This is a genomic window from Kaistella antarctica (assembly GCF_900109615.1).
Lineage (GTDB): Bacteria > Bacteroidota > Bacteroidia > Flavobacteriales > Weeksellaceae > Kaistella > Kaistella antarctica.
Genome location: NZ_FOIX01000002.1, coordinates 763,380 through 789,870 on the forward strand (window position 1 = coordinate 763,380; position 26,491 = coordinate 789,870).

A 26,491-nucleotide genomic window follows, 5' to 3' on the forward strand; every position below is an offset into this window, starting at 1 on the left:
CTATTCGTCTTCTAAAGCAGTTCAAAAATACTCGCCGCTCCCTGACCCGTTCCCACGCACATCGTCACCATTCCGTATTTCATGTTGCCGCGTTTTTTCATTTCGTCTAGCAGTTGAACGGTTAATTTTGTTCCGGTACAACCTAGTGGATGTCCTAATGCGATGGCGCCTCCATTGACGTTTAAGATATCTGGATTTAGATTTAACTCTTTTTTCAAAGCCACGGATTGAGATGCAAAGGCTTCATTCAACTCAATTAAATCGATGTCTTTTAATTCTAAACCTGCTTGTTTTAAGGCTTTTGGAACGGCGTATAAAGGACCCATTCCCATGATTCTTGGCTCTAAACCTGCGGCGGCATAGGCAACTAATCTTGCTTCTGGTTCCAGTCCTAATTCTTTCACCATTTCCTCAGACATTACAATTACGAAAGCCGCACCGTCACTCATTTGAGAAGAGTTTCCTGCAGTTACGGATCCGCCATTTGCAAAGACCGGACGTAATTTTGCCAAACCTTCTAAACTTGTCCCTTTTCTTGGACCTTCATCTACAGAGAAATCGTATTTCTTGGTTTGCATTTTTTGGTTTTCATCCAGATAATTGTACTCAACCGGAATCGGGACAATCTGATCTTTAAACCTTCTGGTCTCATTTGCTTTTAAAGCTTTGTTATGAGAGTCGAAAGAAAAGGCATCTTGCTCTTCGCGAGAAATATTGAACTGTTTCGCAACTTCTTCCGCGGTGTAACCCATTCCCCAATAGTAATCAGGATTGGTTTTAGCCATATCACTTTCTGGAACGGGTTTGTAACCACCCATCGGAATGTAAGACATTGATTCTGTTCCACCAGCGATGATACAATCAGCCATTCCGGCCTGAATTTTAGCCGATGCGATTGCAATCGCTTCACTTCCAGAAGCGCAATATCTGTTCACCGTAACACCTGGAACTTGATCCGTTTTTAATCCCATCAATGAAATTAAACGCGCAACATTCAAACCTTGTTCGGCTTCTGGCATTGCGTTTCCAACGATTACATCGTCGATTCTGTTTTTATCTAACTCTGGAACGGCAGCCATTAATTTTTCAATTACGGTTGCTGCCATGACGTCGGGACGCGTGAAGCGAAGAGAACCTTTTGGCGCCTTGCCAACTGCTGTTCTAAATCCTTTTATTATATATGCTTGTTTCATTATTTTATATTTTTAAAATTGATAACCTCGGAGAGGTTTCCTGTTAATAGCCTTTTTTATTAATGGTTTTTTTGAGAGCTCCGTAGGAGCGACCTGTTAATCTTCAATCCATTCAAATAAATATTTTTGATCATATTCGATTTCAAATTTTTCTAAAAGACCTAAATATTCATTTTTAAATGTTTTCTTTTTATGGTGTTCTTCCTGATTCATAATATATTTTACAACCGAATCAACACCTCTTTTAGAATAAGAAAATGCTCCATAACCTTCCTGCCAATTAAATCTTCCATTTATCCAATTTTTATCATTGATAAATTTTGAAGAACCTGCTTTAATATCTCTTACCAAATCAGAAATCAAAATGGTTGGACCAATACTAACCAAAATATGAACGTGATCTGGCATTGCAAAAACGGCAAATAATTTCTGACCTCGATTGGTAACAATACCTGTAATAAATTTATGCAATTCTTCTCTGTTCTCTTTTGCAATTAGGTTTTGTCTGCCTTTCACTGCGAAAACAATTTGAATGTAAATTTGTGTATAGGTGTTTGCCATCATTAACAGGTCGCCTCTACGAGGCTTTTTATGATTTGATTTGTCATATTATTAACGGGTCGCCTCTACGAGGCTGTTGAAAAAAATAATTTTCCATTAGCAGATCGTTCCTACGGAACTTTTTTTAATTTCTCAACGGTTTACCTTTGGTTAACATGAACTGAATTCTTTCCAAAGTTTTTCTTTCTCCACACAATTGCAAGAAAGTCTCTCTTTCCAGATTCAATAAATATTGCTCCGTAACAATTGTTGGTTCAGAAAGATTTCCACCTACTAAAACGTTGGCTAATTTATCAGCAATTAGTTTATCGTGTTCAGAAATATATTTTCCAGTTAACATTTGATCGGTTCCAACTAAGAACATTCCTAAAGCATCGCGTCCTAAAACTTTTACTTTTTGTTCAATCGGTTGCGTGTAACCATGTTCCGCTAAACTTAGAGCGAACATTTTTGCCGTTTTGATCTGACGGTTTTTATTGACCACCACGATGTCTTTATAGTTTTCAAGAATTCCCATATCATAAGCTTCGTAAGCAGAAGTTGCCACTTTACCCATCGCGATATTCATGAACATATCTCGAAGCCGATTATTTTTAACATCATCAGACTGGAATTCACGAGAAACTCTTAACGCCATTTCTTTAGTACCACCACCGCCAGGAATTACTCCGACACCAACTTCTACCAAACCAATATAGGTTTCTGCTGCAGCCACAACTCTGTCAGCATGCATGGTCATTTCGCAACCACCACCTAAAGTCATTCCGTGTGGCGCAACGATTACGGGAATAGAGGAGTAGCGAACGCGCATCATCGATTTCTGGAAATAAGCGATTGCCATATTCAAATCATCCCAATCCTGATCGATCGCCATCATTAAAATCATGGCTAAATTCGCTCCAACAGAGAAGTTCGCTCCCTGATTTCCAACAACTAAACCATCATAATCCTTTTCAGCTAAGTCGATGGCTCTGTTCAAACCATCTAAAACTTCACCACCTAAAGAATTCATTTTAGAATGGATTTCAAAGTTGATAATTCCATCGCCTAAATCCTGGATTGAAGATCCTGAATTGCTCCAAAGCGTTTTGTTTTTTCTAATATTATCTAGAATGATAAAAGATTCTTGACCTGGAATATTATCATAATTCCCAGCGTTTTGATCGAAGAAAATACTTTGACCTTCGTCATTCACCTTATAGAAAGATTCAACACTCTTCACCCAATCGGAAACTTCATAACCGGCTTCTTTCGCCAATTCAATTCCTTTTTGAACACCAATTGCATCCCAAATTTCGAAGGGTCCATTTTCCCAGCCGAAACCAGCACGCATGGCGTCATCGATTTTGTAAACTTCATCAGCGATTTCTGGAACTTTATGAGAAACGTAGCCGAACAAGGCTCCGAAAGATTTACGGTACAATTCTGCTGCTTTATCTTTACCAGCGATGAGAACTTTGAAACGGTCGATCGGTTTATCAATCGCTTTCGTTAAGGCAAGCGTAGGGAAGTCCGTCTTTCCTTGGAGTTCATATTCCATGGTATCTAAATTCAAACCTTGAATTTCAGATTTACCTTCAGCGTTTTTAATTTTCTTATAGAAACCTTGTTCAGATTTAGATCCTAACCAATTGTTGTCAACCATCTTCTGAACATAATCAGGAAGTTTGAAAACATCATTAAAATCGTTCGCTTCCATTTTACTGTTTCGAACACCATCAGCAACCATGACCAAAGTATCTAAACCAACAACATCAGCCGTACGGAACGTCGCAGATTTCGGCCGCCCGATTACAGGACCAGTTAATTTATCGATATCAGAAACATTTAAACCTAAGTTTTTCACTTCATGAAGCAAGTTCATCATCGAGAAGACTCCAATTCTATTGGCGATAAAGGCTGGCGTATCTTTTGCTAAAACCGTTGCTTTTCCTAAGAATTTCGCTCCATATTCCATATAGAATTGAATGACTTCAGGATTCGTTTCCGGCGTAGGAATCACCTCTAAAAGTGGTAAATATCTCACTGGATTAAAGAAATGCGTTCCTGCGAAATACTTTTTGAAATCATCGCTTCTTCCTTCAATCAGGAAATGAATCGGAATTCCAGAAGTGTTGGATGAAACTAACGTTCCCGGTTTTCTAAACTGTTCTATCTTTTCATAAACCGATTTCTTAATGTCGAGTCTTTCAACAACAACTTCAATAATCCAGTCTGTGTTTTTAATTTTTTCTAAATCGTCATCAAAGTTTCCAACCGTAATTCTTTCCGCGAATTTCGGAGTGTATAGTAGTGCCGGACTTGATTTCTGTAATTTTACAAAGTTCTCCGCTGCAATTCTATTTCTTACAACTTTATCCTCCTTGGTCAGACCTTTTTTTTGTTCAGCTTCAGTCAGTTCAAAGGGAACGATATCTAATAAAAGCACCTGTACACCGATGTTGGCGAAGTGTGCTGCAATACCGGAACCCATAATTCCTGAACCTAAAACCGTAACGTGTTTGATTCTTCTGTGCATATTCCTTATTTTTTATTATTTAATTCATTGGCGATTTTCAAAATGTCAGTCATGACTTCTTTAAAAATATCCATTTTTTCAGCAGAAATTTTTTCTACCACTTTTTTGTTGAAGTTCACCACCACTTCTTTTGACAAGTTTCTGGAGTTTAATCCTTTTTCAGTGAGTTTAATAATCACTTCCCGTTTGTCACTACTTGTCTTTTCCTTATAGATATAGCCGTTGTCTTCTAAAAGTTTGATAATTCGGGTTAGAGACGTGGGTTCAATCGCCATTTTCGGTCCTAGATTCGTACTTCGAGTTCCTTCTTTAGGGTCAATTTTCAAGAGCGTTAGTGCTTGAACCGCCGTAGCAGCATGATCTTGCGCCAATTCTGAATACATTTTTGAAACAGCGAGCCAAGTTGACTTTAAAATGAGGTCGATATTCTCGACTTTTTCATTGTTCTTATTGTTCATAATAGTAGGTAATGTGGTTATGTCAAATATAATTAATATTATGCATGCATAGTATATTTATTTGTTAAATGTTTGTTAATAACTGAAAATCAAATCATTAAAAGATATGATGAGCATAATACTATGCATGCATAGTACTTTAAAAAGCCGTGTGAAATGAGGAATCAGTGAAGTTTTTTAATGAATGCAGAAATTTCTTCAAAAGAATAGCATTTTTTTTGAATATCTCCATTTGAAATCACCCAAAAAGATAGTTTAAATTCAAATTGAAGATGGGAAAGTTTTTTTTGGAAGTTTTTTTGAAGAAAAGAGTAGAGCATTTCTTTGTGCAAATAGGGCGCTGTTATTTTCGGAGCCACGAAGCCATCATTCAACTGAAATAGGTTAGGATTAAGTAATTCATCATGCTTTAGCAGAATTTCCTCCGTAATTCCGGCTTCTAATTTTTCATTGTTAATGAGCCAAATTTTATTTGCAAACTCTTTTGCTAACCGCCAATCGTGAGACGAGAACAGAATCAATTTGTGATGCTCCTGCGCTAAATTTCGTAATAATTTGAGAATGATGATTTTGTTTTCTTCGTCCAAATGTGTGGTTGGTTCATCTAAAATAATCATGGGTGAATTTTGAGCCAGAGCTCGACCAATAAAAGCTTTTTGCAGATTTCCATCTGATAATTGAGTCAATTGAAAATCGCTGTATTGCGTCAGATTTAGACTTTCAATAATCTCTTCAACTTCTTGTTGATCAGTTTCACTTAGTTCAAAATAATAAGGATAATGAATGTATTTCCCAAAAGAGATTAAATCTCGTAAAGTGTAGTTTGCGGGAATTTGAGACTTTGCAAAGACGACCGCAATCTGTTTAGCCATTTCTCTTGATGAAAGAGTTTTGGTAGAGTTTCCATTTAATATAACTTCACCATTTAATAATTCAATTTGATTGAGAATACTCTTAATCAAAGTGGTTTTTCCAACTCCATTATTTCCAATTAAAAGACAGATTTCTCCTAAGCTCAATCCCGTATTAACTTCTTTAATTAAAGTAGTTTGATAACCGATTGCAGTATTTTTTAATTCTAGAAACATCCTTCTTTTTACGTGGTTCTTTTGTTATTTAACATCATCGTCAGAATAACAGGGATTCCAAATAGGGAAGTAATTACATTCAGAGGAAACTGTGTTGATTCAGATATAATCGAGAAAAATTCCATAATTAAAATGCCCAACAACATATTTAAAATCCATTGCTGCCATAACTTTGCCGGATTAAATAGCATTCTGCAGAAATGAGGAACCACAATTCCAATAAATAAAATGGGCCCTAAAAATGCGGTAACAGAAGCAGAAAGCAACGACGATGAAATGATAACAAAGTATTTCAGATGCTTTAAATTCACTCCCAAACTTTGTGCATAAGCCGTCCCCAATGAATTCCCAATCAAAGGTTTAATGGTTTTAAAACTTAAAAATAATCCTACTGCCACAATTAAGCTAAGAACCAGAATCTGATTAGTAGAAACCTGATTATTTGCACCAAAACTCCACAAAATGTAGTTCTTCAAACTTTGATTTTCTGCGTAAAATTGAAGGATAGAAACTACGGCTCCGGCCAGCGCTGAGATTAAAAAACCGAAAATGATCAGGAATGATTTATCCTGAAACTTGCCTGAAAATGCCAGTAGGACAATCATCAAAAGTAAACTTCCACCAATAGCAGAAATACTCAAAAAACTGTTTTGCAGAAACTCTGGAAGAATATAATCTTTGGAAAAGAAAATATAAAAAGCGACGCTTAGACTCGCCACAGACGTAATTCCCAAAACAGAAGGTCCCGCCAAAGGATTTTGAAAATATTCCTGCAGTAAAAAACCAGACGTTGGAATCGAAATTCCCGCTAACATCATAACTAAAACTCGATTGATGCGGAGTTGCGCAATCTGAGAATGTTCTGAACTAGAGGAGAAGAAGTCTGAAAAACTTAAATTCATAAAACCAATATTCAAATTGATTAACACCGAAATGATAATTCCGATGACGACGAATATACCGGTGATTTTAAAGTTTTTAGACATTAGCATTATAAAGAAAAAGTCACAAAGGTGGTGCGTTTATTTAAATTTGAAAATGCTATTAGAATTTGATTTTTTTAAACACCAAACTGCAATAGTACTTTCTAATCAAATTAGGCAGTAACTTTTGTGACTTTTAGTTGAAATTATTTGAAAGAATTAATTTTTTCTGTTAAAGCTTCCATGCTCATCATTCCCACTGTTTCATCAGTCTTGTCGCCTTTTCTCATAAATGTAAATGGAATTGAACCGCCATCCCAATCTTTAAAATTGGCTGGAAAAAATGCCGGTGTAAGCGTTGAACCATCCAGTAAAACGACGTTTTCTGAAAGTCCGTTCTCTTCAGCAAAAGCTTTCACTTTCGTATCCCAATCTTCTTTTGGATCTAAACTTATGAACGTAAACTTAACTGGCTGCGATTTTAATTCCGTCATTTTCTCTCTGAAATGCGGTATTTCTTTGATGCATGGCGGACACCAAGTTGCCCAGAAATTTGTGATATAAAGAGTGTCATTTTCTTTTTTACCAAGAAGTTTCGAAGTCTCATCTGGATTTAACTCTACACGTTTGAAAGGAATAACCGCATCCATAGAACCGTCTGATTCGTTTGCGATTATAGCATCCGCAGTTTCTTCATCGGTTGTTTCTGTTACGGTTGCTTCTTTGTTACAAGCCGAAAGTGCTGTTAATAACACCACACCAAAAATCAGTCTTTTCATTTTATTTTTGTTAATTTTGAATTCTTATTAATTATGGAAAATCTTCTACCTAAAGCTAGACAAATCGAGTTTCACTGGCTAAAATTAGCGAAAAAGCAAGAACTTACCAAAAGTACCTTTACGCTGGAATTTGAAATACCACCAGAATTGTCTTCCCATTATCAGTTTGAAGCCGGGCAATATGTCACTCTTCGACTCAAGTCCGATGGCAATCATCTGCACAAAGATTTTTCAATGACTTCGGCACCTTACGAAGGAAAAATTACACTAGGTATTAAAATAAACAGTGAAGAAAGTTTTGCATATACTTTATTTAAAGACTTACAAATTGGAGATCAATTGGAAGTTTCTGAACCCAGAGGAAGATTCACCATCATTTCTAAACCTCACGAATTCCGAACTATTGTTGGCTTTGCGGGTGGAATAGGAATTACGCCGATCTTAAGTCATTTCAAAAATCTTTTACATACTGAACCCAGAACTAGATTATTTCTTTTTTACGGTAATAAAACGAGGGAGCAAATCATCTTTAAAAATGAATTAGCTGAATTGGTTAAGAATAATCCGGACCGCTTGGAAATTCATTACTTTTACTCTCAAGAAAAAATTGGGAATGGTCTTTTTGAAGGGCGTTTAAATGAAAAAAAAGTAGCTTTAATCATCAATCAAATTTTGATGTTGGATGATACTGATGAAGAAAGTCGAATTTGGGACGCGGTGGATGAAGTTTTAATTTGTGGCAAAGGCGAAATGATCAAGTCAATTGCCAACGCTTGTTATGAACATGGAATCCCCAAGAAAAATATTCACTTTGAGCTTTTCGAGGAATTTAATGAAGATATTTATCCAGTAGAAAAAGAGTTTCCTTTGATTGAAAATATCGCTGTTGATTTCAAGCTTTTTGATAACAATTATCAAACTACTTTAAAAAATAATAAAATGCGATTGTTGCAGCAACTGCTGATTCAAAAATTTCCGGTCCCTTATTCTTGTAAATCAGGGATCTGCGGTAGTTGTGAATGTATTTTGGAAGTAGGCGAAGTTGAATTGTTAGAAAACGAATATCTAACAAAAAAAGAAGAAGCGTCGGGGAAAATATTGGCTTGCATGTCAGTCGTTTTGAGCAAGAATGTTAAAGTTAATTTCGATTTAATGTAAAAGATTTTGAAAAAAATATTAGACTTATTCAAATCATTTTTTAATCTCGTCGAAATCGGGATTCTATTGATGATTTTGGCTAATATTTGGGTTTTTGCCGTCACAAACGGAAGAACGTACACCAAGATTTCTAAAATTCCGCCACGTCAAACCGCCTTGGTTTTAGGAACTTCGCCCAAAATGAGATCGGGAGTATCAAATCCGTATTTCACTGCTAGGATGGATGCTGCCGCGCTTTTGTATCATCACGGAAAAATTAAGAAAATTATTGTGAGTGGTGAAAAAAGCAAAGGTTACGATGAACCTGCCGCGATGAAGGATTATCTGATTTACCAAGAAGGTGTTCCCGAAAATATCATTATTCAAGATCCAAAAGGTTTTAAAACCCAAGCAAGTATTAAGAATTGCCTAGAAGTTTATCATCAAAAAGACGTGATCGTGGTTTCCCAGGGCTTTCACAATTTACGCGCTTTATTCTACGCCAGAAATAGCGGTATGAACGCGCTCGGCTTTGATGCGCAGGATGTTTTGGCCAATAAAAGTTTTTACAGAAATCAGTCTCGCGAATTTTTAGCCAGAGTAGTCGCTGTGATTTATTATATCTTTAATATTGAACAAAAAGTGTAGATTTCTTACGCTAATAATTTAGATTTAGTTTTACGAAAGAATTTAAGACAAAATCTTATATTTGTAAAAACAATAATATGCTCGTAATAGGAATTGCAGGAGGAACAGGTTCAGGGAAAACTACAGTTGTCAATAAAATTCTTCAGCAACTCAATACAGAAGGAGTCAATGTGCTCTCTCAGGATAATTACTACCATGATAATCCGAATCTTACTTTACAGGAAAGGGAAGTTCTGAATTATGATCATCCAAAATCGATTGACTTTGATTTGCTGATCAAACATGTAAAAGCCCTGAAAAGTGGCGACGCTATTGAACAACCGCTTTATTCATTTGTAACGCATTCTAGAACGGGCGATCATGTTTCAATAGAACCCAGAAATGTTTTAATTGTAGAGGGGATTTTGGTTTTAACGAACTCTGAATTATTGAAAGAATATGATTTAAAAGTCTTTGTTCATGCCGATTCTGATGAAAGATTAATCCGTAGAATTCGCCGTGACACGCAAGAACGTGGCCGGGATCTGCAGGAAGTTTTGCACCGCTATCAAACCACTTTGAAACCGATGCATCAGGAATTTATAGAGCCATCGAAAAACGAAGCTGATTTGATCGTTCCGAATATGAAGCAAAATACGGTTGCCATTGATTTTCTTTCGACCGTTATTAATAATACTTTGAAAAAAACACATTAAAATGGAAGACTTAATTAAAGAAATTAAACCCAAGTCACCAAAGCTAAAATTCATTCAAAAATATTTTGTGAATAAATATTTTGTGACGATTGTTCTATTTTTGATGTGGATGATTTTCTTTGACAGTACTTCTTTTTTGGTTATTAATGAGTTGAATAGTGAAGTTAAAAAGTACGAACATCAGTTGGCTTATTATCAATCCGAATATCAAAAAAACGACGAGTTTTACAAGAAATTAATGAACAATAAAGACGAAAAAGAAAAGTTCGCTCGTGAGAATTATTTCATGAAGAAACCGAATGAAGAAATCTTTATTTTGGTGGTCGACAGTACGAAGAATGTTAAGTAATTAGTAGCTAAACGCCAGCATTTGGCTTCAATATAAATTATGTTTAAGAAAACTTCACTTCAAGATTGGGAATCTGTTGTTCGGAAACAGATGAAAACAGAAAATATTTACGAAATTTTATCCAAAGAAAATCTGGAAGGAATTGTGGTGAAACCTTATTACGATTCTGTTCCTAAACCACTAAACAATCTCCCAAGAGTTGAAGAATCTACGCACCTTGTTTCTCTATTTCACGAAAGTGCCGAGGAAAATGTTTTTGCATTTCTACTCAATAATAATGTGGAAGATTTACAGGACAAAGTCCTTTTTGTGAATAATAAAGATTTAGCAGAACATATTTCGCTTGATGAAAATAATCGTTATATTTCTTTAATTGATGTTTTCTCAAACGATCAAGATGGCGACCTAAATTTACAATTGGCAAAAGAACTCTTGGCGAAAAACTTTGAAAGAAATCTCTGTGTGGATGTTTCTTTGCATCAAAATTCTGGCGCGACAATCATTCAACAATTGGCAATAGCTTTGGCAAAGACGAAAGAACTGACAGAAGTTTTTGAGTCAGAAATTTTAAATAAACTGATTTTTAAAATCGCAGTTGGCGGCAATTATTTTTTTGAAATTGCTAAAGTTCGATCCTTGAAATTAGTATTTAATCAGCTTTCGAAAGAGTTTGGCTTAGATGAAATTCCATTTATTTTTGCGGAAACATCTTTAAGAAATAAATCGAAAAATGACGCTGAGAATAATTTGATTCGGTCAACCTTAGAACTTTCTGCCGCAATGATTGGTGGCGCAGACGCCGTTTTTAGCAACGATTATAAAATAGAAAACTCTAATTCTGTTTCAGAAGAAATTTCCTTTAAGCAACAAATTGTGTTGGCTTATGAAAGTATTATTAATGTTTTTGATGATGCCGGAAATGGATCTTATTATGTAGAAGATTTAACCCAACAATTTTCCGAGAAAGCGTGGAAACTATTTTTAGAAATGGAAGATCAAGGAGGATATTGTGAACTTTTGAAATCTGGTTGGATTCAACAAAAAATCTATGAGCAAGCAATCAAAGAGCAAAATTGGGTTGAAGAAGGAAAAGTAAAAATCATCGGTGTCAATCTTTATCCGAAATTAGACAAGACCAAATCTGCGGAACAATTATATTCTTCAGATGAAATTAAAGCGGTTCGTTTAGCAGAAATGTTTGAATAAAAATATACATAATTGATTATCAAAGCTATTTTAAATAAAGAAATTCAAAAATACATCAATGCAAATCTAACCACGGATTTGCATTCTTTATTACTGAAAAAATCTCCGTTTCCAGAAGTTTCGATGCAAGAAATTGTACAGCAAATAAAAGGGAAAAAAGTCGCTCAAAAAAAGTTTCCGTATTTGTTGAAAGAAGGAATTGTTTTTCCGCCCAACTTAAATTTGGAACAAGCTTCTTCGCAAGCCACTGCAGAATTTAAAGCTCAAAGTTTAAAAGGGAAAAGTTTCATTGATATGACGTCTGGTTTTGGAATCGACGCTTATTTTCTCTCTCAAAATTTTGAGGAAGTTACTTTGGTGGAGCAGAATTCAGATTTATTGAAAATTGTAAAACACAACTGGACTATTTTAGATAGAGAAGCTAACTTTATTAATGAAAATTTAGAAAATTTCTTAAAGCAAAATGGCCAAACATACGATTCGGTTTACCTCGATCCAGCCAGAAGAGATGAGCATAAAAACAAAAAATTTTTGTTGGAAGATTTGTCACCCAATCTTTTGGAAATTCAAAATCAATTGTTGGAAATTTCTGATCGAATCATCATTAAACTTTCGCCCTTAATCGATATCTCTTATTTAATTTCCGCTTTAAAAAATGTCGTTGAAATTCATATTATCGCCGTTAGAAATGAAGTGAAGGAATTATTGGTTTTCGTCCATTCAAAGAAAGATAAGTCCCAAACAACAATTACCTGTATCAATCTTGAGAGTGAAGAGGAATTTTTTTCATTTAATTATGAAGAAGAGAAATCGGCTGAGTCAGAATTTTCAGAACCGCTTCGATATCTGTACATTCCTAATAATGCAGTTCTAAAATCGGGTGGATTTAATAGTATTTCAGTTAAGTTTAATTTAAAAAAGATCCATCCAAATTCCCACTTTTATACTTCAGATGAACTAGTAGAAGATTTTCCGGGTAGAGTTTTAAAAGTAGAAATCATCGATTCAAAGCAAATTAGAAAAGGGGAGAAGTTTAATATTATCTCAAAAAACTATCCTTTAACTCCAGATGAAATTAAGAAAAAATATAAGATTTTAGATGGTGGAAATGACTACTTAATTTTTTCGCAAACCCAGAAAAATAAAATTATTTTAAAAAGTGTTTAGAATTTGCGAAAAACCTTTGCGAAAAATGGTAATATTTCTTACTTTTGAAAATTGAAAATTATAAAGATTCTTAATCATCAGAAAGTAGATATGAAAAAAATTATTTTAGGTGTTGCGATCGCAGGTTTTGCCGTTAGCTGTCAGAAAATTCAGGCAGGCGGAAACAAAGGCGTGCTGAAAATGGAAAAAGGAGTTGAAAGATACAGCGACGATGTGATGAGCGACGAAGCCACTGCAGCCGTAAACGCAGCAGACGCTCAAAAATCTGCAGCACTGATGGCAGCTGACAGTTCTAAAGTAATTGTTCAGCCGGTGGTAATGAAGATGGATAGTGCGAACGTAACTGAAACGCCCGCTTCAACTCCAGCTAAATAACACTTTTCACATATTAAAAGGTAAATGTCTTGCTTCGGCGAGACATTTTTTTTATTTTTACAAAGTTCGATGTTAAATAATTTTAATAAAAATAAAATGAAAGAAACCTTAAATTACATTCAAGAAAATAAACAACGCTATGTTGATGAACTTTTTGAATTGTTAAAGATTGCTTCTATCAGTGCAGATCCTGCTTATAAAGAGGATGTTTTAAGATGCGCAGATCAAGTATCAAAATTTTTAAAAGATGCCGGAGCCGATGATGTTGAAGTTTGTGAAACTGCAGGATATCCAATCGTGTTCGGTCAAAAAATAATCGATAAGAATTTACCAACGGTTTTAATGTACGGCCACTACGATGTACAACCACCAGATCCACTGGAGTTATGGGACAAACCACCTTTTGAACCTTATATCAAAAAAACAGATATTCACCCAGAAGGAGCGATTTTCGCTAGAGGTTCTGCTGATGACAAAGGACAGTTTTTTATGCACATCAAAGCATTTGAGGCGATGATGAAAACCGATACTTTGCCTTGTAATGTTAAATTCATTTTTGAAGGCGAAGAAGAAGTCGGTTCGAAAAGTTTAGAAGCTTTCGTGAAAGACAATACCGAAAAACTTTCGTGTGATGTTATTTTAATTTCAGATACTCATATTTATTCCAACGACCAACCGACGGTTACAACAGGTTTAAGAGGTTTAAGTTATGTAGAAGTTGAAGTAGAAGGACCGAACCGTGATTTGCATTCTGGATTGTACGGTGGAGCGGTTCCTAACCCTATTCACGTGCTTTCGCGAATGATTGCCAACTTAATTGATGAAGACGGACATATTACGGTCGATGGTTTTTACGACAACGTAGAAACAGTTTCTGATGCGGAAAGAGCGGACATGAACAAGTTGAAAGATGATCCAGAACACTTCAAAAAATCAATTGGTTTAAATGGAGTAGAAGGTGAAAAAGGATACACGACTTTGGAGAGAACGTCGATTCGTCCTACTTTAGACTGCAACGGAATTTGGGGCGGATATATTGGCGAAGGTGCAAAAACGGTTATCCCGTCTAAAGCATTTGCGAAAATTTCAATGAGATTGGTTCCTTATCAAACTCCAGATGAAATCACAGAAAAGTTTACCAAATATTTTGAAAAAATTGCACCAGCGAATGTAAAAGTAAAAGTAAACCCACACCACGGTGGAATGCCATATGTGTTGCCAAGCGATACCAAAGAGTTTTTAGCAGCAAAAACTGCGATGGAAACTGCTTTTGGAAAAGAAGTGCTTCCTTACCGAAGTGGTGGCAGTATTCCAATCACGGCAATGTTTGAGCAAGTGTTGAAAGCCAAATCAGTATTAATGGGCTTTGGCTTAGATTCCGATGCGATTCATTCGCCAAACGAGCATTATGGCCTCTTCAATTTTTACAAGGGAATTGAAAGTATTCCATTGTTCTTTGAGAGTTATACAAAAAAATAGACTAATAAGAAAATATTCATTAGAAAGTTGATTAATATGATGTTAATCAATTTTTTTTTTGATAGTTTAGCAAAAAATATTTAAACAAAGAAAATTTTATGAAAAAATTCTATTTTGTAAGTGCACTTGCACTTTCAGCAACTTTTTTATCTGCTCAGGTTTTAGAATCTGACAACTTTGACGCTCTGATAAATGTTGAAGTCGGTACAAGTACAACTTTTGGAGCACCTGGACAAGGTGGAATTTATACCAGTGGAGGCGCCAATTCAGATTACCTAATTGTGTCTATCGATGCTGCTCACGGGAAATCATTTCAAATGACTACTGGCAATTCTGCACTTGCAGGTACTAGCAGACAAGCTGTGAAACCAGGTCTAGCAACAGCATGGGAATCCAGAACTGCAGGAAATGATATTTTGCAGTGAAAATATGACATTTTTACTGGTAGCGCAGTTGGTGCTACAAGGGTTGGTGCTAATGTTTCAGGAATTGTCGGAATACATTATAATTCGGAAACTAAAACATTAAATGGGCAAGCAAGTCTAACTCCTGCTGCAGGAGGAGCTGCTGGTTTCTATAATATTACAGGAATTACAACAAATACCTATCCTGCAAATACTTGGATATCTGTTTCTTATACCTATGATACTGTTAATGGTGTTATAACTTTTACTATTGATGGGGTCAAAAGCACACTGAACATTACGGGATATACGATCACAAAAAATTTAGCACCTACTCAGCATAATTTAATTCATCAGACGAGTGCTACCAATGTGATGTCTAATACTGCGTCTCTCGATAACTACGTAGTGAGTGCAGAAAATGCATCAACCTTAGCGACTGGAGAGCCGGTTAAATCTAATAGTAAATTATCTGTTTATCCTAATCCAACTTCAGATTATTTAAACTTTAGTGGAAAAGTGGTCTCTGCTCAGATTTTTGATGCTGCAGGAAGAACTGTTTCATCTTCAAAAATTTCAAACGGCCAAGTAAATGTAACGAATCTTGCAAAAGGAGTTTACATCGTTAAATTTGAAACTGAAAATGGAACGCAAACTGAAAAGTTCATCAAAAAATAATTTCTAATAATTTTAGAATGTTAATTATAACGCCTCATTTCTTTGAGGCGTTTTTTAATTAAGTAGAATGAAAATCTAAGTAATAGATTTTCGAAATCGGTTGCTTCAGCAATTAAAATGGCGGAAATTCTCCTAAGTCACCTACTTTTTTTATCTTTAGGCAAATTAAAATAATGAAAAATAAAGTAGCATATATTACTGGTGGAACAAAGGGAATCGGATTAGGAATTGCAGAAGTACTTCATAAACATGGAATCACCGTTGCTATCTCTGGACGTAACAAAGAAGATGCATTAGAAGTAGCAAAGCAGTTATCAAGCATGGAAGCTCCCGTTTTTGGAATAGGTTCTGATGTGAAAAACTTTGAAGATGAACAAAATGCAGTTGCCGAAATCACCAAGAAATTCGGGAAAATTGATTATGTAATAGCCAATGCAGGTTTGGGAATCTTTAAACCAGTTGATCAACTGTCAACTGAAGAATGGTCTTCCATGATTGATACCAATTTAACCGGAATTTTCCATACGTTGAAAGCCTCTGTTGAAGAATTGAAAAAGAGCGAAGGTTATTTTATTACCATCTCCAGTTTAGCGGGAACGAACTTCTTCGAAAACGGTTCAGGTTATAATGCTTCAAAATTTGGAGCCGTCGGATTCACTCAGGCAGCCATGTTGGACCTTAGAAAATACAATATTAAAGTTTCTACCATTATGCCTGGCTCAGTTTCTACTCATTTTAATGGAAATGAACCTTCGGAAAAAGATGCCTGGAAAATTCAACCCGAGGATATTGGTCAATTAGTGTTGGATATTTTAAAAATGAACCCTCGCACTCTGCCAAGTAAAATTGAAATCAGACCTTTGAAAACAAGCAGTTAAATTATGTATGAAATAGAAAAATTTTCAGAATACTATGCATGCATAGTAAATAATTATTTATCTTAGCAAACAGTAAAACAATAAATAGTACCAGATGAAAATATTAGTTTGTATCAGTAGTGTTCCAGATACTACGTCCAAAATTAATTTTACAGCAGACAAATCTGCTTTTGACAAAAATGGAATTCAGTGGGTGATTAATCCTTTAGATGAATTTGGCTTGACCAAAGCAATCAAATTGCAAGAATCTGGTGGCGCAAAAGTTACCGTAATAAACGTTGGCGATGCGACCACCGAACCAGTTATTAGAAAATCTTTGGCAATCGGTGCAAATGATGCCATTAGAATTAATCTAGAACCAAAAGACAGTTTTTCCGTAGCAAAAGAAATTGCAAACATCGCTCAAACTGGTGGTTACGATTTAATCCTTTGTGGTAAAGAATCCATCGATTATAATGGTGGCGCTGTTCCTGGAATGGTTGCTCAATTATTGAATCAACCTTTCGTAAATGCTTGCGTTGGCTTAGAAGTTAACGGTTCTGAAGCAACGGCAGTGAGAGAAATCGAAGGTGGCAAGGAAACTATTTCTGTAAAACTTCCAGCGGTGATCGCCGGTCAAAAAGGAATGGTGGATGAGAAAAATTTAATCATTCCGAATATGCGTGGTATTATGTCTGCCAGATCAAAACCTTTGGTGGTAAACGAACCCGTAAACAATGAAGTTAAAGTAGATGCAGTTTCTTTTGATTCTGTGCCTGCCAGAGCGGCTGTGAAAATGGTAACTCCTGATAATCTTGATGAATTGGTAAGATTACTTCACGAAGAAGCGAAAGTAATTTAATTCTTAACCTTAAAACAAATCAAAAATGGCAATATTCGTATATGCAGAAAATATAAACGGAATCTATAAAAAAGCAGCATTTGAGGCAGTTTCTTACGCCAAAGCAATTGCTAAAAAAAATGGAGACACGGTTACCGCAATTTCCATTAACCCTACAGATTCTTCAGATTTATTATATAAATATGGTGCAAACCAAGTTCTTAATATTAAGGATGAAGGTTTGAAAAGTTTCAGCGCTAAAGCTTATGCACAAGCCGTGAGCGAAGTAGCAGAAGGAAATATTATCGTGTTCCCTCACACAACTGACGCTTCGTCAGTTGCACCAATGCTGGCGATAATGAAAGATTTTTCATTAATTACCAATGCCATTGAAACTCCAGAAAGCCTTACTCCTTTCCAAGTGAAAAGAAGAGCTTTTTCGGGTAAAGGAATGATGCACGCCAAAGCTGAAGCAGCCGGAGTGATCGTAACGGTTTCTCAAAATGCATACGGTGTTAAAGAAAATGCAGTTGCAGGTTCTGAAGAAGTGAAAAACTTATCAGTAGCCAATGAAGATACCAAAGTTCTTTCTCACGAACAGAGCTCAGGACAGTTAGATTTAAAAGAGGCTGAAGTAGTTGTATCTGCTGGCCGTGGAATGAAAGGTCCAGAGAATTGGGGAATGGTAGAAGATTTAGCCAACCTGTTAGGTGCTGCAACTGCTTGTTCAAAACCAGTTTCAGATATCGGTTGGAGACCTCACGCTGAACACGTGGGACAAACTGGTAAAGCGATTTCGCCAAACTTGTATATTGCAATTGGTATTTCTGGGGCGATTCAACATTTGGCAGGAGTGAATTCATCGAAGACGATTGTGGTCATTAATAGTGATCCCGAAGCTCCTTTCTTCAAGTCTGCAGATTATGGAGTCGTAGGTGATGCCTTCCAAATCATCCCCGAATTAACGCAGAAAATCAAAGCTTTGAAAGGATAAAATTTCTTTTTAAAAATATTAGTAAAGTCCGAAATTATTTTCGGACTTTTTTTATGATATTATTCACAAAATCACTTGTTCCAAACGCTTCTTCATAAAATTTCATTTATATTTGTGTTATGGATTATAAAAGATTAACCATTCGCGGAATTTCCTACAGTCAAACGCAATCGGGCGCTTATGCTTTACTTTTGGAACATGAAGAGACCAATATTAAGCTGCCTGTGGTGATCGGAAATTTTGAGGCACAGTCTATCTCATTAGGTTTAGAAAAAGATATTCATCCGCCGCGACCTCTTACGCACGATTTGTTTTCAAAATTTGTTTTAGCAACTCATTTTGAAATCGAGTCCGTCATTATTTATCAAATTATTGATGGCGTATTTTTCTCCAATATCAATTTTAAAAATAAAACAACTGCCGAAGAATTAATTCTCGATGCAAGAACCTCCGATGCCGTGGCAATGGCCGTTCGTTTTGATGCGCCAATTTATACGACGCAGCAGGTTTTGAATGAAGCGGGGATTTTGTTAGAACTCGATCTTCCTTCCAAAGAAGTTGAAAGTGAAGAGGAAATCGCAGTTGAAGGAAATTTATCCACGTTGACCAACGAGGATTTAAAAAAGTTATTAGATGACGCAGTGAAAGATGAAGATTTCGATGCTGCTTTAGAAATTCAGGAAGAGATTAAGCGTAGAAAAAAGAAAATTGATTAAAATTTTAATAATTACATTATGAATTTAAAATTAAAACTTACCGTTCTGTCGTTCCTTCAGTTTTTTGTTTGGGGAGCGTGGCTAATTACCATTGGAGTTTATTGGTTTGGAACGAAACATTGGGGCGGCCAAGAATTCGGAAAAGTATTTGCAACTTTGGGAATCGCTTCTTTAATTATGCCAGCTCTTGCAGGAATCATCGCCGATCGCTGGATGAATGCAGAGAAACTATTTGGTATTTTGCATATTCTTTACGGAATCACTTTGCTGTTCCTGCCGTCCATCTCAACGCCAGAAAATTTCTTCTGGATCATGCTTTTGGCCATGATGTTTTATATGCCAACCATTTCCCTGTCGAACTCAATTGCTTATTATATTTTAAAAAATAATAATTACGATGTCGTTAAAGTTTTCCCGCCGATCAGGGTTTGGGGAACTGTGGGTTTCATTGTTGCCATGTGGATTACCAACTTATCTGGAAATAAAGATTCAGGAGTACAATTTTATATCGCGGCTGTGGTCGCACTGGTTTTAGGAGTCTATGCTTTCTTCTTACCAAAATGTCCACCACAGAATTTAATTCCTGCGAACGCGAGTTTATCAGAGAAATTAGGTCTTAATGCGTTTTCTTTATTTAAAGATTACAAGATGGCGCTGTTCTTCCTATTCTCCATGTTTTTGGGAGCAGCCTTGCAGTTAACCAATATGTATGGCGATACTTACTTGTCTGACTTCGGGAAAATTCCTGAATATGCTGAAAGTTTTGTAGTGAAAAGATCGACATTAATTATGTCTATATCGCAGATTTCAGAAACCTTATTCATTCTGGCAATTCCTTTCTTCTTAAAGAAATACGGAATTAAAAATGTGATGCTATTATCAATGTTTGCCTGGGTTCTGCGTTTCGGATTCTTTGCTTATGGTGGACCTCAAGGTATTGGATTAGGTTTGATTATTCTTTCTTGTGTAGTTTACGGGATGGCGTTTGATTTCTTTAATATATCAGGATCTTTATTTGTAGAAACAACGACCGATTATAAAATCCGCTCTTCCGCGCAAGGTTTATTTATGATGATGACCAATGGTTTTGGTGCAATCGGAGGAAGTTTGCTCAGCGGGTGGTTGATTCAAACCTATTTTACGCTGGAAAATGGCGATAAAATGTGGCAGGAAATCTGGCTTGTTTTCGCTGCCTATGCTTTAGTAATTACGATTCTGTTTGCATTTATGTTTAAACACAAACATGACCCAGAAGTCGTAGCAGTTCTGTAGCTTCATTTTTAAAAATTCAAAACACACTTTTTTAAAGTGTGTTTTTTTTTGTAATTTGGCGTACTTTAAAAAATATAAAATCTACATAATGAAAGAAGTATTCATCGTATCAGCAGTAAGAACACCAATGGGAAGTTTTTTAGGAAGTTTGGCTACAGTTCCGGCTACAAAATTAGGTTCAACTGCAATTAAAGGTGCTTTAGACAAAATAAATCTTGACCCAAAACACGTTCAGGAAGTGTATATGGGAAATGTACTACAGGCGGGAGAAGGTCAGGCGCCAGCTCGTCAGGCTGCGATTGGAGCAGGCTTGTCAAATCAAACGCCGGCAACGACTATTAATAAAGTATGTGCCTCTGGAATGAAAGCGGTGATGATGGCTGCACAATCCATCAAATCAGGTGATCAAGATGTTATCGTAGCTGGTGGAATGGAAAACATGTCGTCAGTTCCTCATTATTACAATGCCAGAAATGCAACCAAATTAGGCGATGTTAAAATGCAAGACGGAATGGTTCTGGACGGTTTAACCGATGTTTACGGAAAAGTCCACATGGGCGTGTGCGCTGAAAAATGTGCAGCTGAATACGGATTTACCAGAGAAGATCAAGATAATTTTGCAGTAGAATCTTACAAACGTTCCGCAAAAGCTTGGAGTGAAGGTAAATTTACTGACGAAGTTGTTTCAGTTGAAATTCCACAAAGAAAAGGAGATCCGATAATTTTTTCGGAAGATGAAGAATACAAATCCGTCAACTTCGACAGAATTGGGACTTTGCCCACCGTTTTCCAAAGAGAAAATGGAACCGTAACAGCTGCAAATGCTTCTACTTTAAATGATGGAGCTTCTGCTTTAATTTTGATGTCAAAAGAAAAGATGGAAGAGTTAGGGTTGAAACCTTTAGCGAAAATCATTTCTTACGCAGACGCAGCTCACGAACCAGAATTTTTTACAACAGCGCCTTCTAAAGCTTTACCAATCGCTTTGAAAAAAGCCAACTTAGAAATTTCAGATATTGATTTTTTCGAATTCAATGAAGCCTTTTCTGTCGTTGGTTTGGCCAATAATAAAATCTTAGGTCTTGATGCTTCTAAAGTAAATGTGAACGGTGGAGCGGTTTCCTTGGGTCATCCACTGGGAAGTTCTGGTTCTAGAATTATCGTTTCTTTAATTAATATTTTGAAGCAAAACAACGGTAAATACGGTGCAGCAGCAATTTGCAACGGTGGCGGTGGTGCTTCAGCGATTGTTATTGAGAATCTATAAAATATTTAAAAGCCTTTAAATCAAACCATTAAGAATAACTAGTGATTTTTTCAGTAGATTCTTAATGGTTTTGTTATTTTTGTTCCATTAATTAAGATAAAATGTCGGAAAACGAATCTCTACAAACTCCAAATATTAAGAATAATCCAAAGATCATGAAAGCTTGGGCTTTGTATGACTGGGCAAATTCTGTGTATTCCTTGGTCATCACATCGACCATTTTTCCGATTTATTATTCGATTCTTACGACCGCTTCAGAAAAAACGGAATTCGTGGAAGCAACAGGAAAATGGATTAAAGTTCCAGTTCGGCATATGATTACCATTTTTGGAAAAGAATATCAGCCCGACGCTATTTATGGATATTCACTGACGATTTCATTTTTGATCGTTGTTTTAATTTCGCCGTTCTTATCATCGTTAGCGGATACCATTGGAAATAAAAAATCGTTTTTGCAGTTTTTCTGTTATTTGGGTGCGACATCATGTATGGGTTTAGCCATGTTTACAGGAATGCAAAATGTTTTTCTGGGCTTACTCTTCAGTATCACAGCGAGTGTAGGATTTTGGGGAAGTTTGGTCTTCTATAATTCCTTTTTACCTGATATTGCAACGCCGGATAAGCAAGATGCACTTTCGGCAAAAGGATACGTTTACGGTTATTTAGGGTCGGTAGTTTTAGTAATCATTTGTTTGTTATTAATTCAGGTTTTTGCAAAAGATGCCGAACAAGCTAAAATGTATACCCGAATTTCTTTCTTACTGACTGGAGCGTGGTGGTTTGGTTTTGCGCAATATACCTTCAAGCATCTGCCGCAATTTGGTAATATCAAAGAGCAACTGCCAAAAGATTTAGTGCTTTTGAACTATAAAAATATATTTAAAAAACATGAAGAGCAAGGTGGTGTTTGGGAAGTGTTGAAAGACAATCTTCATTTTTATTATGATATCTTAAAACAAAGTTTTCGTGAACTATTCAAAGTTGGTAAAGTTTTATTTAAAGATAGAAATCTAAAGTTCTTCTTATCAAGTTTCTTTTTTTACAGTGTCGGAATGCAAACCATTTTCTTAATGGCAACGCTTTTCGGAAAGAGTGAAATCAATCTAGAGCAGGACAAATTGATCATGACTTTATTATTAATTCAAATTGAAGCAATCATTGGCGCTGTTCTCTTCTCCAGATTATCGAGAAAAATAGGAAATAAAAATGTAATCTCCATCGCGATTGTTTTATGGATTGTCGCTTGTTTATCAGCGTATTTCCTCAACAAAGAAAATCCAAATGTGGAATATCAGTTCTATGTAATCGCCGGAATTATAGGTTTGGTTATGGGTGGTTTACAAGCGATGTCTCGTTCTACCTACTCGAAACTATTGCCAGAAAACAGCATGGATACTACGACTTACTTTAGTTTTTATGACGTTTTGGAAAAAATTGCGATCATCATCGGAACGTTTATTTTTGCAACCATTATCGAGAAATACCATAACATGAGATATTCTGCCTTATCAATGTCAGCATTCTTCTTTGTGGGACTGGTTTTAATTCAATTTTTAAAGGTGAAAATTACAAAAGGAAAAGAGTCTGCCTAATGGATTTTTTAAATTATTTTTGGATTCATTTTTGCTAAGCTGGAGTTAAAGTTGTTAAAATTAATTAACGTAAATTTGCAACGGTATATCAGCTCATTAAATTAAATTATGACCAACCCTTTATTTTACGCAAAAATCCTTTTGTTCGGCGAATACGGTATTATCGAAGATTCGCAGGGACTTACTTTGCCATATAGTTTTTATAAAGGAACCTTGAAGTTCTCTGGTCTGGAAAGTGATTTTGAAAAAAAGTCAAATGATTCTCTGCTAAAATATTCTGAATATTTGAAAGAATTACAACTTCCTGAATCTTTTCAACTCGATATTTCTAAGTTCAAAAAGGACATTAAGAAAGGATTATTCTTCGATTCTAATATTCCACAAGGGTATGGCGTTGGAAGTTCTGGTGCTTTAGTAGCTGCTATTTTCTCAAGATATTCTGTTGAAAACTTCGAACCTGAACAAGTTTCTAAAGATCAATTGAAAAATCTTCGTACTATTTTCGGTCAAATGGAAAGTTATTTTCACGGAAAAAGTTCCGGGATTGATCCTCTAATTTGTTATATGAATCTGCCGATTCTTATTGAAAGTAGAGACAGCGTAGACAGAGTTTCTGTACCGGCAAGTCACGAAGGAAAAGGAGCTATCTTCTTAATCGACTCTGGAATGACGGGCGAAACGGGACCAATGGTACAAATCTTTTTCGAAAAAATGAAAACGGAAGGTTTCCGTAAGACCATGAAAGAAGAGTTTATCCGTTACAACAACGCTTGTATTGATGCTTTCTTGAAAAAAGAAATGACTCCTTTATTCAGAAATCTTAAAAGTCTATCTGTTTGGGCTTACGAACATTTTAAACCAATGATCCCGGAAAGTATTTATAACGCCTGGAAAAAAGGTTTAGATACAAATGCTTATTACTTAAAACTCTGCGGAAGCGGTGGTGGCGGTTATATCCTAGGCTTTACCAAGGATTATAAGAAGGCTGAAAAAATGCTCGAAGGTTTCCATAAAGAAGTTATCTACAGATTCTAAATACTTCGCTAAAGTTGAAAACCACCCAATCAAAATTTATTTTAATTCCGTAGTTTGTGACTTTACGTTCCATGAAAAACCCCCTGTTTTATCGGTTCTCACAATTTATTGCCTTTCTTATGGGTGCGCGAGTTTTCGTGGCTTTACTACTCACTTTTGCTTTATATGTCTCTACTTTTTTTCTTTTTAATCAGGAAGAAAGTTTGAGAAGTTTCGTGTTCGATTTTAATGTTCACGGGATTATTTTTTGCTGCATTCTCAGTATTCTGGCGGGAGGAATCATCAATCAATTTTACGATCGGGAAAAAGATCAGGTGATCAAACCCTTCCGCACCCGAGTTCAAAATTTTCTGAAACAAAAATATTTTCTTTATGCCTATATTGCACTGAACGTTATTTCTTTGGGAATCGCGGGCATACTTTCCATGCGAGTATTTTTCTTTTTTTTAGTTTATCAGTTTCTGATGTGGTTTTATAGTCATAAGCTTAGTAAATTATTAATCATTAATAATTTGACCTTTGTGAGTTTGTCATTATATCCTTTTTTCGGGATGTTATTTTACTACAAAACTTTTTCTATGCAGATCTTTCTGATGTCGATTTTTATTTTCTTAATGCTCTTAATTATTGATGTTGTAAAGGATACTTTAACCAAAAATGCCGACAAGATTTTTGGCTATTACACTATTCCAAATTATTTTAGTTCCCTGGGTTCGCGCTCTGTCATTGTAATTTTACTAATTCTTGCACAAGTTTCGTCGGGTTTAATTATCTTAAATATGGGTTTGAACAGCATAATGAGTTATTATTTTGCAGCGAGTATATTAATTCAAATTTTGTCAGTATTTTTAGTTTTGAACCAAACAAAATATTCGAAGTTCATTAATTTGAATATGCTTAGAATTTGGATATTCGTCGGAATTATTTCAATGTTAGCCAATGGAATTCATCAGCATTATTCTTTTTAAAATCCGATTAACTTTAAAAATTCTAAAGAATTTAAATCTATTTCTAATATTAATTTTTATTAAGATTGGGGATTTTAGAGATGATCTTATGATCCCGCTTCCTTTAAACAAATAAAAAATACCTTATCTTTGCAGATAAATTTTTCAGAACATGAGCAGAGATAGTAACGGTAATAAGAAGCCACGCATTAGCAAAATTTCTAATTCAGGAAGTTCCCCGAAACCTCGCGGAACAAAATCTGCTCGTCCGCGAACTGAAAAACCAGACGAAAGAAAAGAGCCGAAAGAACCGAAAGCGGCGAGAGAACCAAAGTTAATGTCGCAAGCAGAAGCTAAGTCGTACGAGAAGACATTTGATAAACCAGCTTCTAGAAAGATGGGGAAAAGAATTGGAAAATCTTTCGACAACAGTAGTAAATTTGTAAAAGGTCCGGCGAAATCTGGTGCTCCAAAACCTTACAAAAAACCATTCGTTCCAGTTGATGAAGCTGAAAAAACACGTTCTTTCGTTCAAAAAAGAAGGTTTGATAAATTAGCCAAAGAAACTCCAAAAGAATCAATTCGTTTAAATAAATACATTGCTAATTCAGGAATTTGTTCTCGTAGGGAAGCAGATGATTTAATTATGCAAGGTTTAGTGGAAGTAAATGGAAAACCAGTTACTGAAATGGGTTACCAAGTTCAGAAAACCGATAGAGTGGTTTTCGACGGACAGGGAATTACACCAGAGAAACCAGTTTACGTTTTGTTGAACAAACCAAAAGGATACATTTCCACTACGAAAGATGACAAAGCAAGAAAAACAGTTTTGGATCTGGTAGCGAATGCCTCACCTTACCGATTGTTTCCAGTAGGACGATTAGACCGTTCAACGACAGGAGTTATTTTGTTGACAAACGATGGTCACATGACCAAAAAATTGACGCATCCATCTTTTGCGATGAAGAAAATTTATCACGTTACTTTGGATCGTAAATTAGATAGAACCGATTTAAATATGATCGCTGAAGGAATTCGTTTGGAAGAAGGAATTGCTGAAGTCGACAGTATTTCTTACATCGAAGGAAAACCAAAGAATGAAATCGGAATCGAATTGAGCATCGGATGGAATAGAGTAGTGCGCCGTATCTTCACCAAGTTAGGATATGAAGTGGAGACGCTTGACCGAGTACTATTTGCCGGATTAACTAAGAAAAATATTAAACGTGGACATTGGAGAATTTTAACTGATTTGGAAGTGAATACTTTGAAAATGATATAAGTTTTTTTAAGACTATTTAAAAAAATAGAC

The 26,491-nt window shown here is 35.7% G+C and carries 27 protein-coding genes; 20 read left to right on the forward strand and 7 right to left on the reverse strand.

The window, feature by feature from the left end:
* Window positions 1-11 precede the first annotated feature (11 nt).
* The 7 genes from BMX49_RS08150 to BMX49_RS08180 all read right to left on the reverse strand — a co-directional run bounded on the left by BMX49_RS08150 (window position 12) and on the right by BMX49_RS08180 (window position 7,520).
* Window positions 12-1,193 (reverse strand): thiolase family protein, encoded by a 1,182-nt coding sequence (locus tag BMX49_RS08150; RefSeq protein WP_034716079.1) that lies wholly within the window; start codon window positions 1,191-1,193, stop codon window positions 12-14.
* Window positions 1,194-1,289: 96 nt separating this feature from the next.
* The gene (gene tnpA / locus BMX49_RS08155) at window positions 1,290-1,754 is read right to left on the reverse strand and encodes an IS200/IS605 family transposase (RefSeq protein WP_034717355.1); all 465 of its coding nucleotides are present in this window, start codon (window positions 1,752-1,754) and stop codon (window positions 1,290-1,292) included.
* A gap of 124 nt (window positions 1,755-1,878) precedes the next feature.
* Window positions 1,879-4,272 carry a 3-hydroxyacyl-CoA dehydrogenase/enoyl-CoA hydratase family protein gene (locus BMX49_RS08160; protein WP_034716077.1) on the reverse strand — a complete coding sequence of 798 codons (2,394 nt, stop codon included), beginning with the start codon at window positions 4,270-4,272 and terminating at the stop codon, window positions 1,879-1,881.
* Between the two features lie 5 nt (window positions 4,273-4,277).
* On the reverse strand, window positions 4,278-4,730 hold the full coding sequence (locus BMX49_RS08165; RefSeq protein ID WP_034716075.1) for a MarR family winged helix-turn-helix transcriptional regulator: 453 nt from the start codon (window positions 4,728-4,730) through the stop codon (window positions 4,278-4,280).
* Between the two features lie 164 nt (window positions 4,731-4,894).
* The gene (locus tag BMX49_RS08170) at window positions 4,895-5,818 is read right to left on the reverse strand and encodes an ABC transporter ATP-binding protein (protein WP_034716073.1); all 924 of its coding nucleotides are present in this window, start codon (window positions 5,816-5,818) and stop codon (window positions 4,895-4,897) included.
* An 8-nt stretch (window positions 5,819-5,826) separates the two neighbouring features.
* A complete protein-coding gene (locus BMX49_RS08175; RefSeq protein ID WP_375600470.1) occupies window positions 5,827-6,804 on the reverse strand; it encodes an iron chelate uptake ABC transporter family permease subunit in 978 nt (325 codons plus the stop codon).
* Between the two features lie 143 nt (window positions 6,805-6,947).
* Window positions 6,948-7,520 (reverse strand): TlpA family protein disulfide reductase, encoded by a 573-nt coding sequence (locus BMX49_RS08180; RefSeq protein ID WP_034716068.1) that lies wholly within the window; start codon window positions 7,518-7,520, stop codon window positions 6,948-6,950.
* Window positions 7,521-7,553: 33 nt separating this feature from the next.
* On the opposite strand from BMX49_RS08180, the gene BMX49_RS08185 reads away from it, so the two are divergent.
* The 20 genes from BMX49_RS08185 (at window position 7,554) to BMX49_RS08280 (ending at window position 26,461) form a co-directional block, all read left to right on the forward strand.
* Window positions 7,554-8,678, forward strand: coding sequence for a 2Fe-2S iron-sulfur cluster-binding protein (locus BMX49_RS08185; protein ID WP_034716065.1), 1,125 nt, complete (start codon window positions 7,554-7,556; stop codon window positions 8,676-8,678).
* A gap of 6 nt (window positions 8,679-8,684) precedes the next feature.
* The gene (locus tag BMX49_RS08190) at window positions 8,685-9,305 is read left to right on the forward strand and encodes a SanA/YdcF family protein (protein WP_034716064.1); all 621 of its coding nucleotides are present in this window, start codon (window positions 8,685-8,687) and stop codon (window positions 9,303-9,305) included.
* Between the two features lie 59 nt (window positions 9,306-9,364).
* On the forward strand, window positions 9,365-10,000 hold the full coding sequence (gene udk / locus BMX49_RS08195) for a uridine kinase (protein WP_375600473.1): 636 nt from the start codon (window positions 9,365-9,367) through the stop codon (window positions 9,998-10,000).
* A gap of 1 nt (window position 10,001) precedes the next feature.
* Window positions 10,002-10,349: an FtsB family cell division protein gene (locus BMX49_RS08200; RefSeq protein ID WP_034716062.1), complete on the forward strand. Its 348-nt coding sequence runs from the start codon at window positions 10,002-10,004 to the stop codon at window positions 10,347-10,349.
* A 39-nt stretch (window positions 10,350-10,388) separates the two neighbouring features.
* Window positions 10,389-11,555: a methylmalonyl-CoA mutase family protein gene (locus tag BMX49_RS08205; RefSeq protein WP_034716060.1), complete on the forward strand. Its 1,167-nt coding sequence runs from the start codon at window positions 10,389-10,391 to the stop codon at window positions 11,553-11,555.
* A gap of 18 nt (window positions 11,556-11,573) precedes the next feature.
* Window positions 11,574-12,722: a THUMP-like domain-containing protein gene (locus tag BMX49_RS08210; RefSeq protein ID WP_034717353.1), complete on the forward strand. Its 1,149-nt coding sequence runs from the start codon at window positions 11,574-11,576 to the stop codon at window positions 12,720-12,722.
* Between the two features lie 90 nt (window positions 12,723-12,812).
* Window positions 12,813-13,097 carry a hypothetical protein gene (locus BMX49_RS08215; protein ID WP_126337091.1) on the forward strand — a complete coding sequence of 95 codons (285 nt, stop codon included), beginning with the start codon at window positions 12,813-12,815 and terminating at the stop codon, window positions 13,095-13,097.
* Between the two features lie 96 nt (window positions 13,098-13,193).
* Window positions 13,194-14,576, forward strand: coding sequence for a dipeptidase (locus BMX49_RS08220; RefSeq protein WP_034717350.1), 1,383 nt, complete (start codon window positions 13,194-13,196; stop codon window positions 14,574-14,576).
* Between the two features lie 98 nt (window positions 14,577-14,674).
* Complete coding sequence (locus BMX49_RS08225) at window positions 14,675-15,001, forward strand: hypothetical protein (RefSeq protein WP_034716056.1); 327 nt, start codon at window positions 14,675-14,677, stop codon at window positions 14,999-15,001.
* A 354-nt stretch (window positions 15,002-15,355) separates the two neighbouring features.
* On the forward strand, window positions 15,356-15,658 hold the full coding sequence (locus tag BMX49_RS08230; protein ID WP_034716054.1) for a T9SS type A sorting domain-containing protein: 303 nt from the start codon (window positions 15,356-15,358) through the stop codon (window positions 15,656-15,658).
* Between the two features lie 173 nt (window positions 15,659-15,831).
* The gene (locus BMX49_RS08235; RefSeq protein ID WP_034716052.1) at window positions 15,832-16,536 is read left to right on the forward strand and encodes an SDR family oxidoreductase; all 705 of its coding nucleotides are present in this window, start codon (window positions 15,832-15,834) and stop codon (window positions 16,534-16,536) included.
* Window positions 16,537-16,630: 94 nt separating this feature from the next.
* Entirely contained in the window at window positions 16,631-17,377 is a 747-nt protein-coding gene (locus tag BMX49_RS08240) for an electron transfer flavoprotein subunit beta/FixA family protein (RefSeq protein WP_034716050.1), read from the forward strand.
* 25 nt (window positions 17,378-17,402) lie between these two features.
* Window positions 17,403-18,350 (forward strand): electron transfer flavoprotein subunit alpha/FixB family protein, encoded by a 948-nt coding sequence (locus tag BMX49_RS08245; RefSeq protein ID WP_034716047.1) that lies wholly within the window; start codon window positions 17,403-17,405, stop codon window positions 18,348-18,350.
* A 119-nt stretch (window positions 18,351-18,469) separates the two neighbouring features.
* On the forward strand, window positions 18,470-19,066 hold the full coding sequence (locus BMX49_RS08250) for a bifunctional nuclease family protein (protein WP_034716045.1): 597 nt from the start codon (window positions 18,470-18,472) through the stop codon (window positions 19,064-19,066).
* Between the two features lie 18 nt (window positions 19,067-19,084).
* Window positions 19,085-20,338, forward strand: coding sequence for a nucleoside permease (locus BMX49_RS08255; RefSeq protein ID WP_034716043.1), 1,254 nt, complete (start codon window positions 19,085-19,087; stop codon window positions 20,336-20,338).
* An 88-nt stretch (window positions 20,339-20,426) separates the two neighbouring features.
* Complete coding sequence (locus BMX49_RS08260) at window positions 20,427-21,605, forward strand: acetyl-CoA C-acyltransferase (protein WP_034716040.1); 1,179 nt, start codon at window positions 20,427-20,429, stop codon at window positions 21,603-21,605.
* A 101-nt stretch (window positions 21,606-21,706) separates the two neighbouring features.
* Window positions 21,707-23,197 carry an MFS transporter gene (locus BMX49_RS08265; RefSeq protein ID WP_034716039.1) on the forward strand — a complete coding sequence of 497 codons (1,491 nt, stop codon included), beginning with the start codon at window positions 21,707-21,709 and terminating at the stop codon, window positions 23,195-23,197.
* Between the two features lie 108 nt (window positions 23,198-23,305).
* Window positions 23,306-24,232 carry a mevalonate kinase family protein gene (locus tag BMX49_RS08270; protein WP_034716037.1) on the forward strand — a complete coding sequence of 309 codons (927 nt, stop codon included), beginning with the start codon at window positions 23,306-23,308 and terminating at the stop codon, window positions 24,230-24,232.
* A 71-nt stretch (window positions 24,233-24,303) separates the two neighbouring features.
* A complete protein-coding gene (locus BMX49_RS08275; protein WP_051803486.1) occupies window positions 24,304-25,200 on the forward strand; it encodes a UbiA family prenyltransferase in 897 nt (298 codons plus the stop codon).
* A 376-nt stretch (window positions 25,201-25,576) separates the two neighbouring features.
* Window positions 25,577-26,461, forward strand: a complete 885-nt coding sequence (locus BMX49_RS08280; protein WP_375600474.1) for a pseudouridine synthase — start codon at window positions 25,577-25,579, stop codon at window positions 26,459-26,461.
* Window positions 26,462-26,491: the final 30 nt, after the last annotated feature.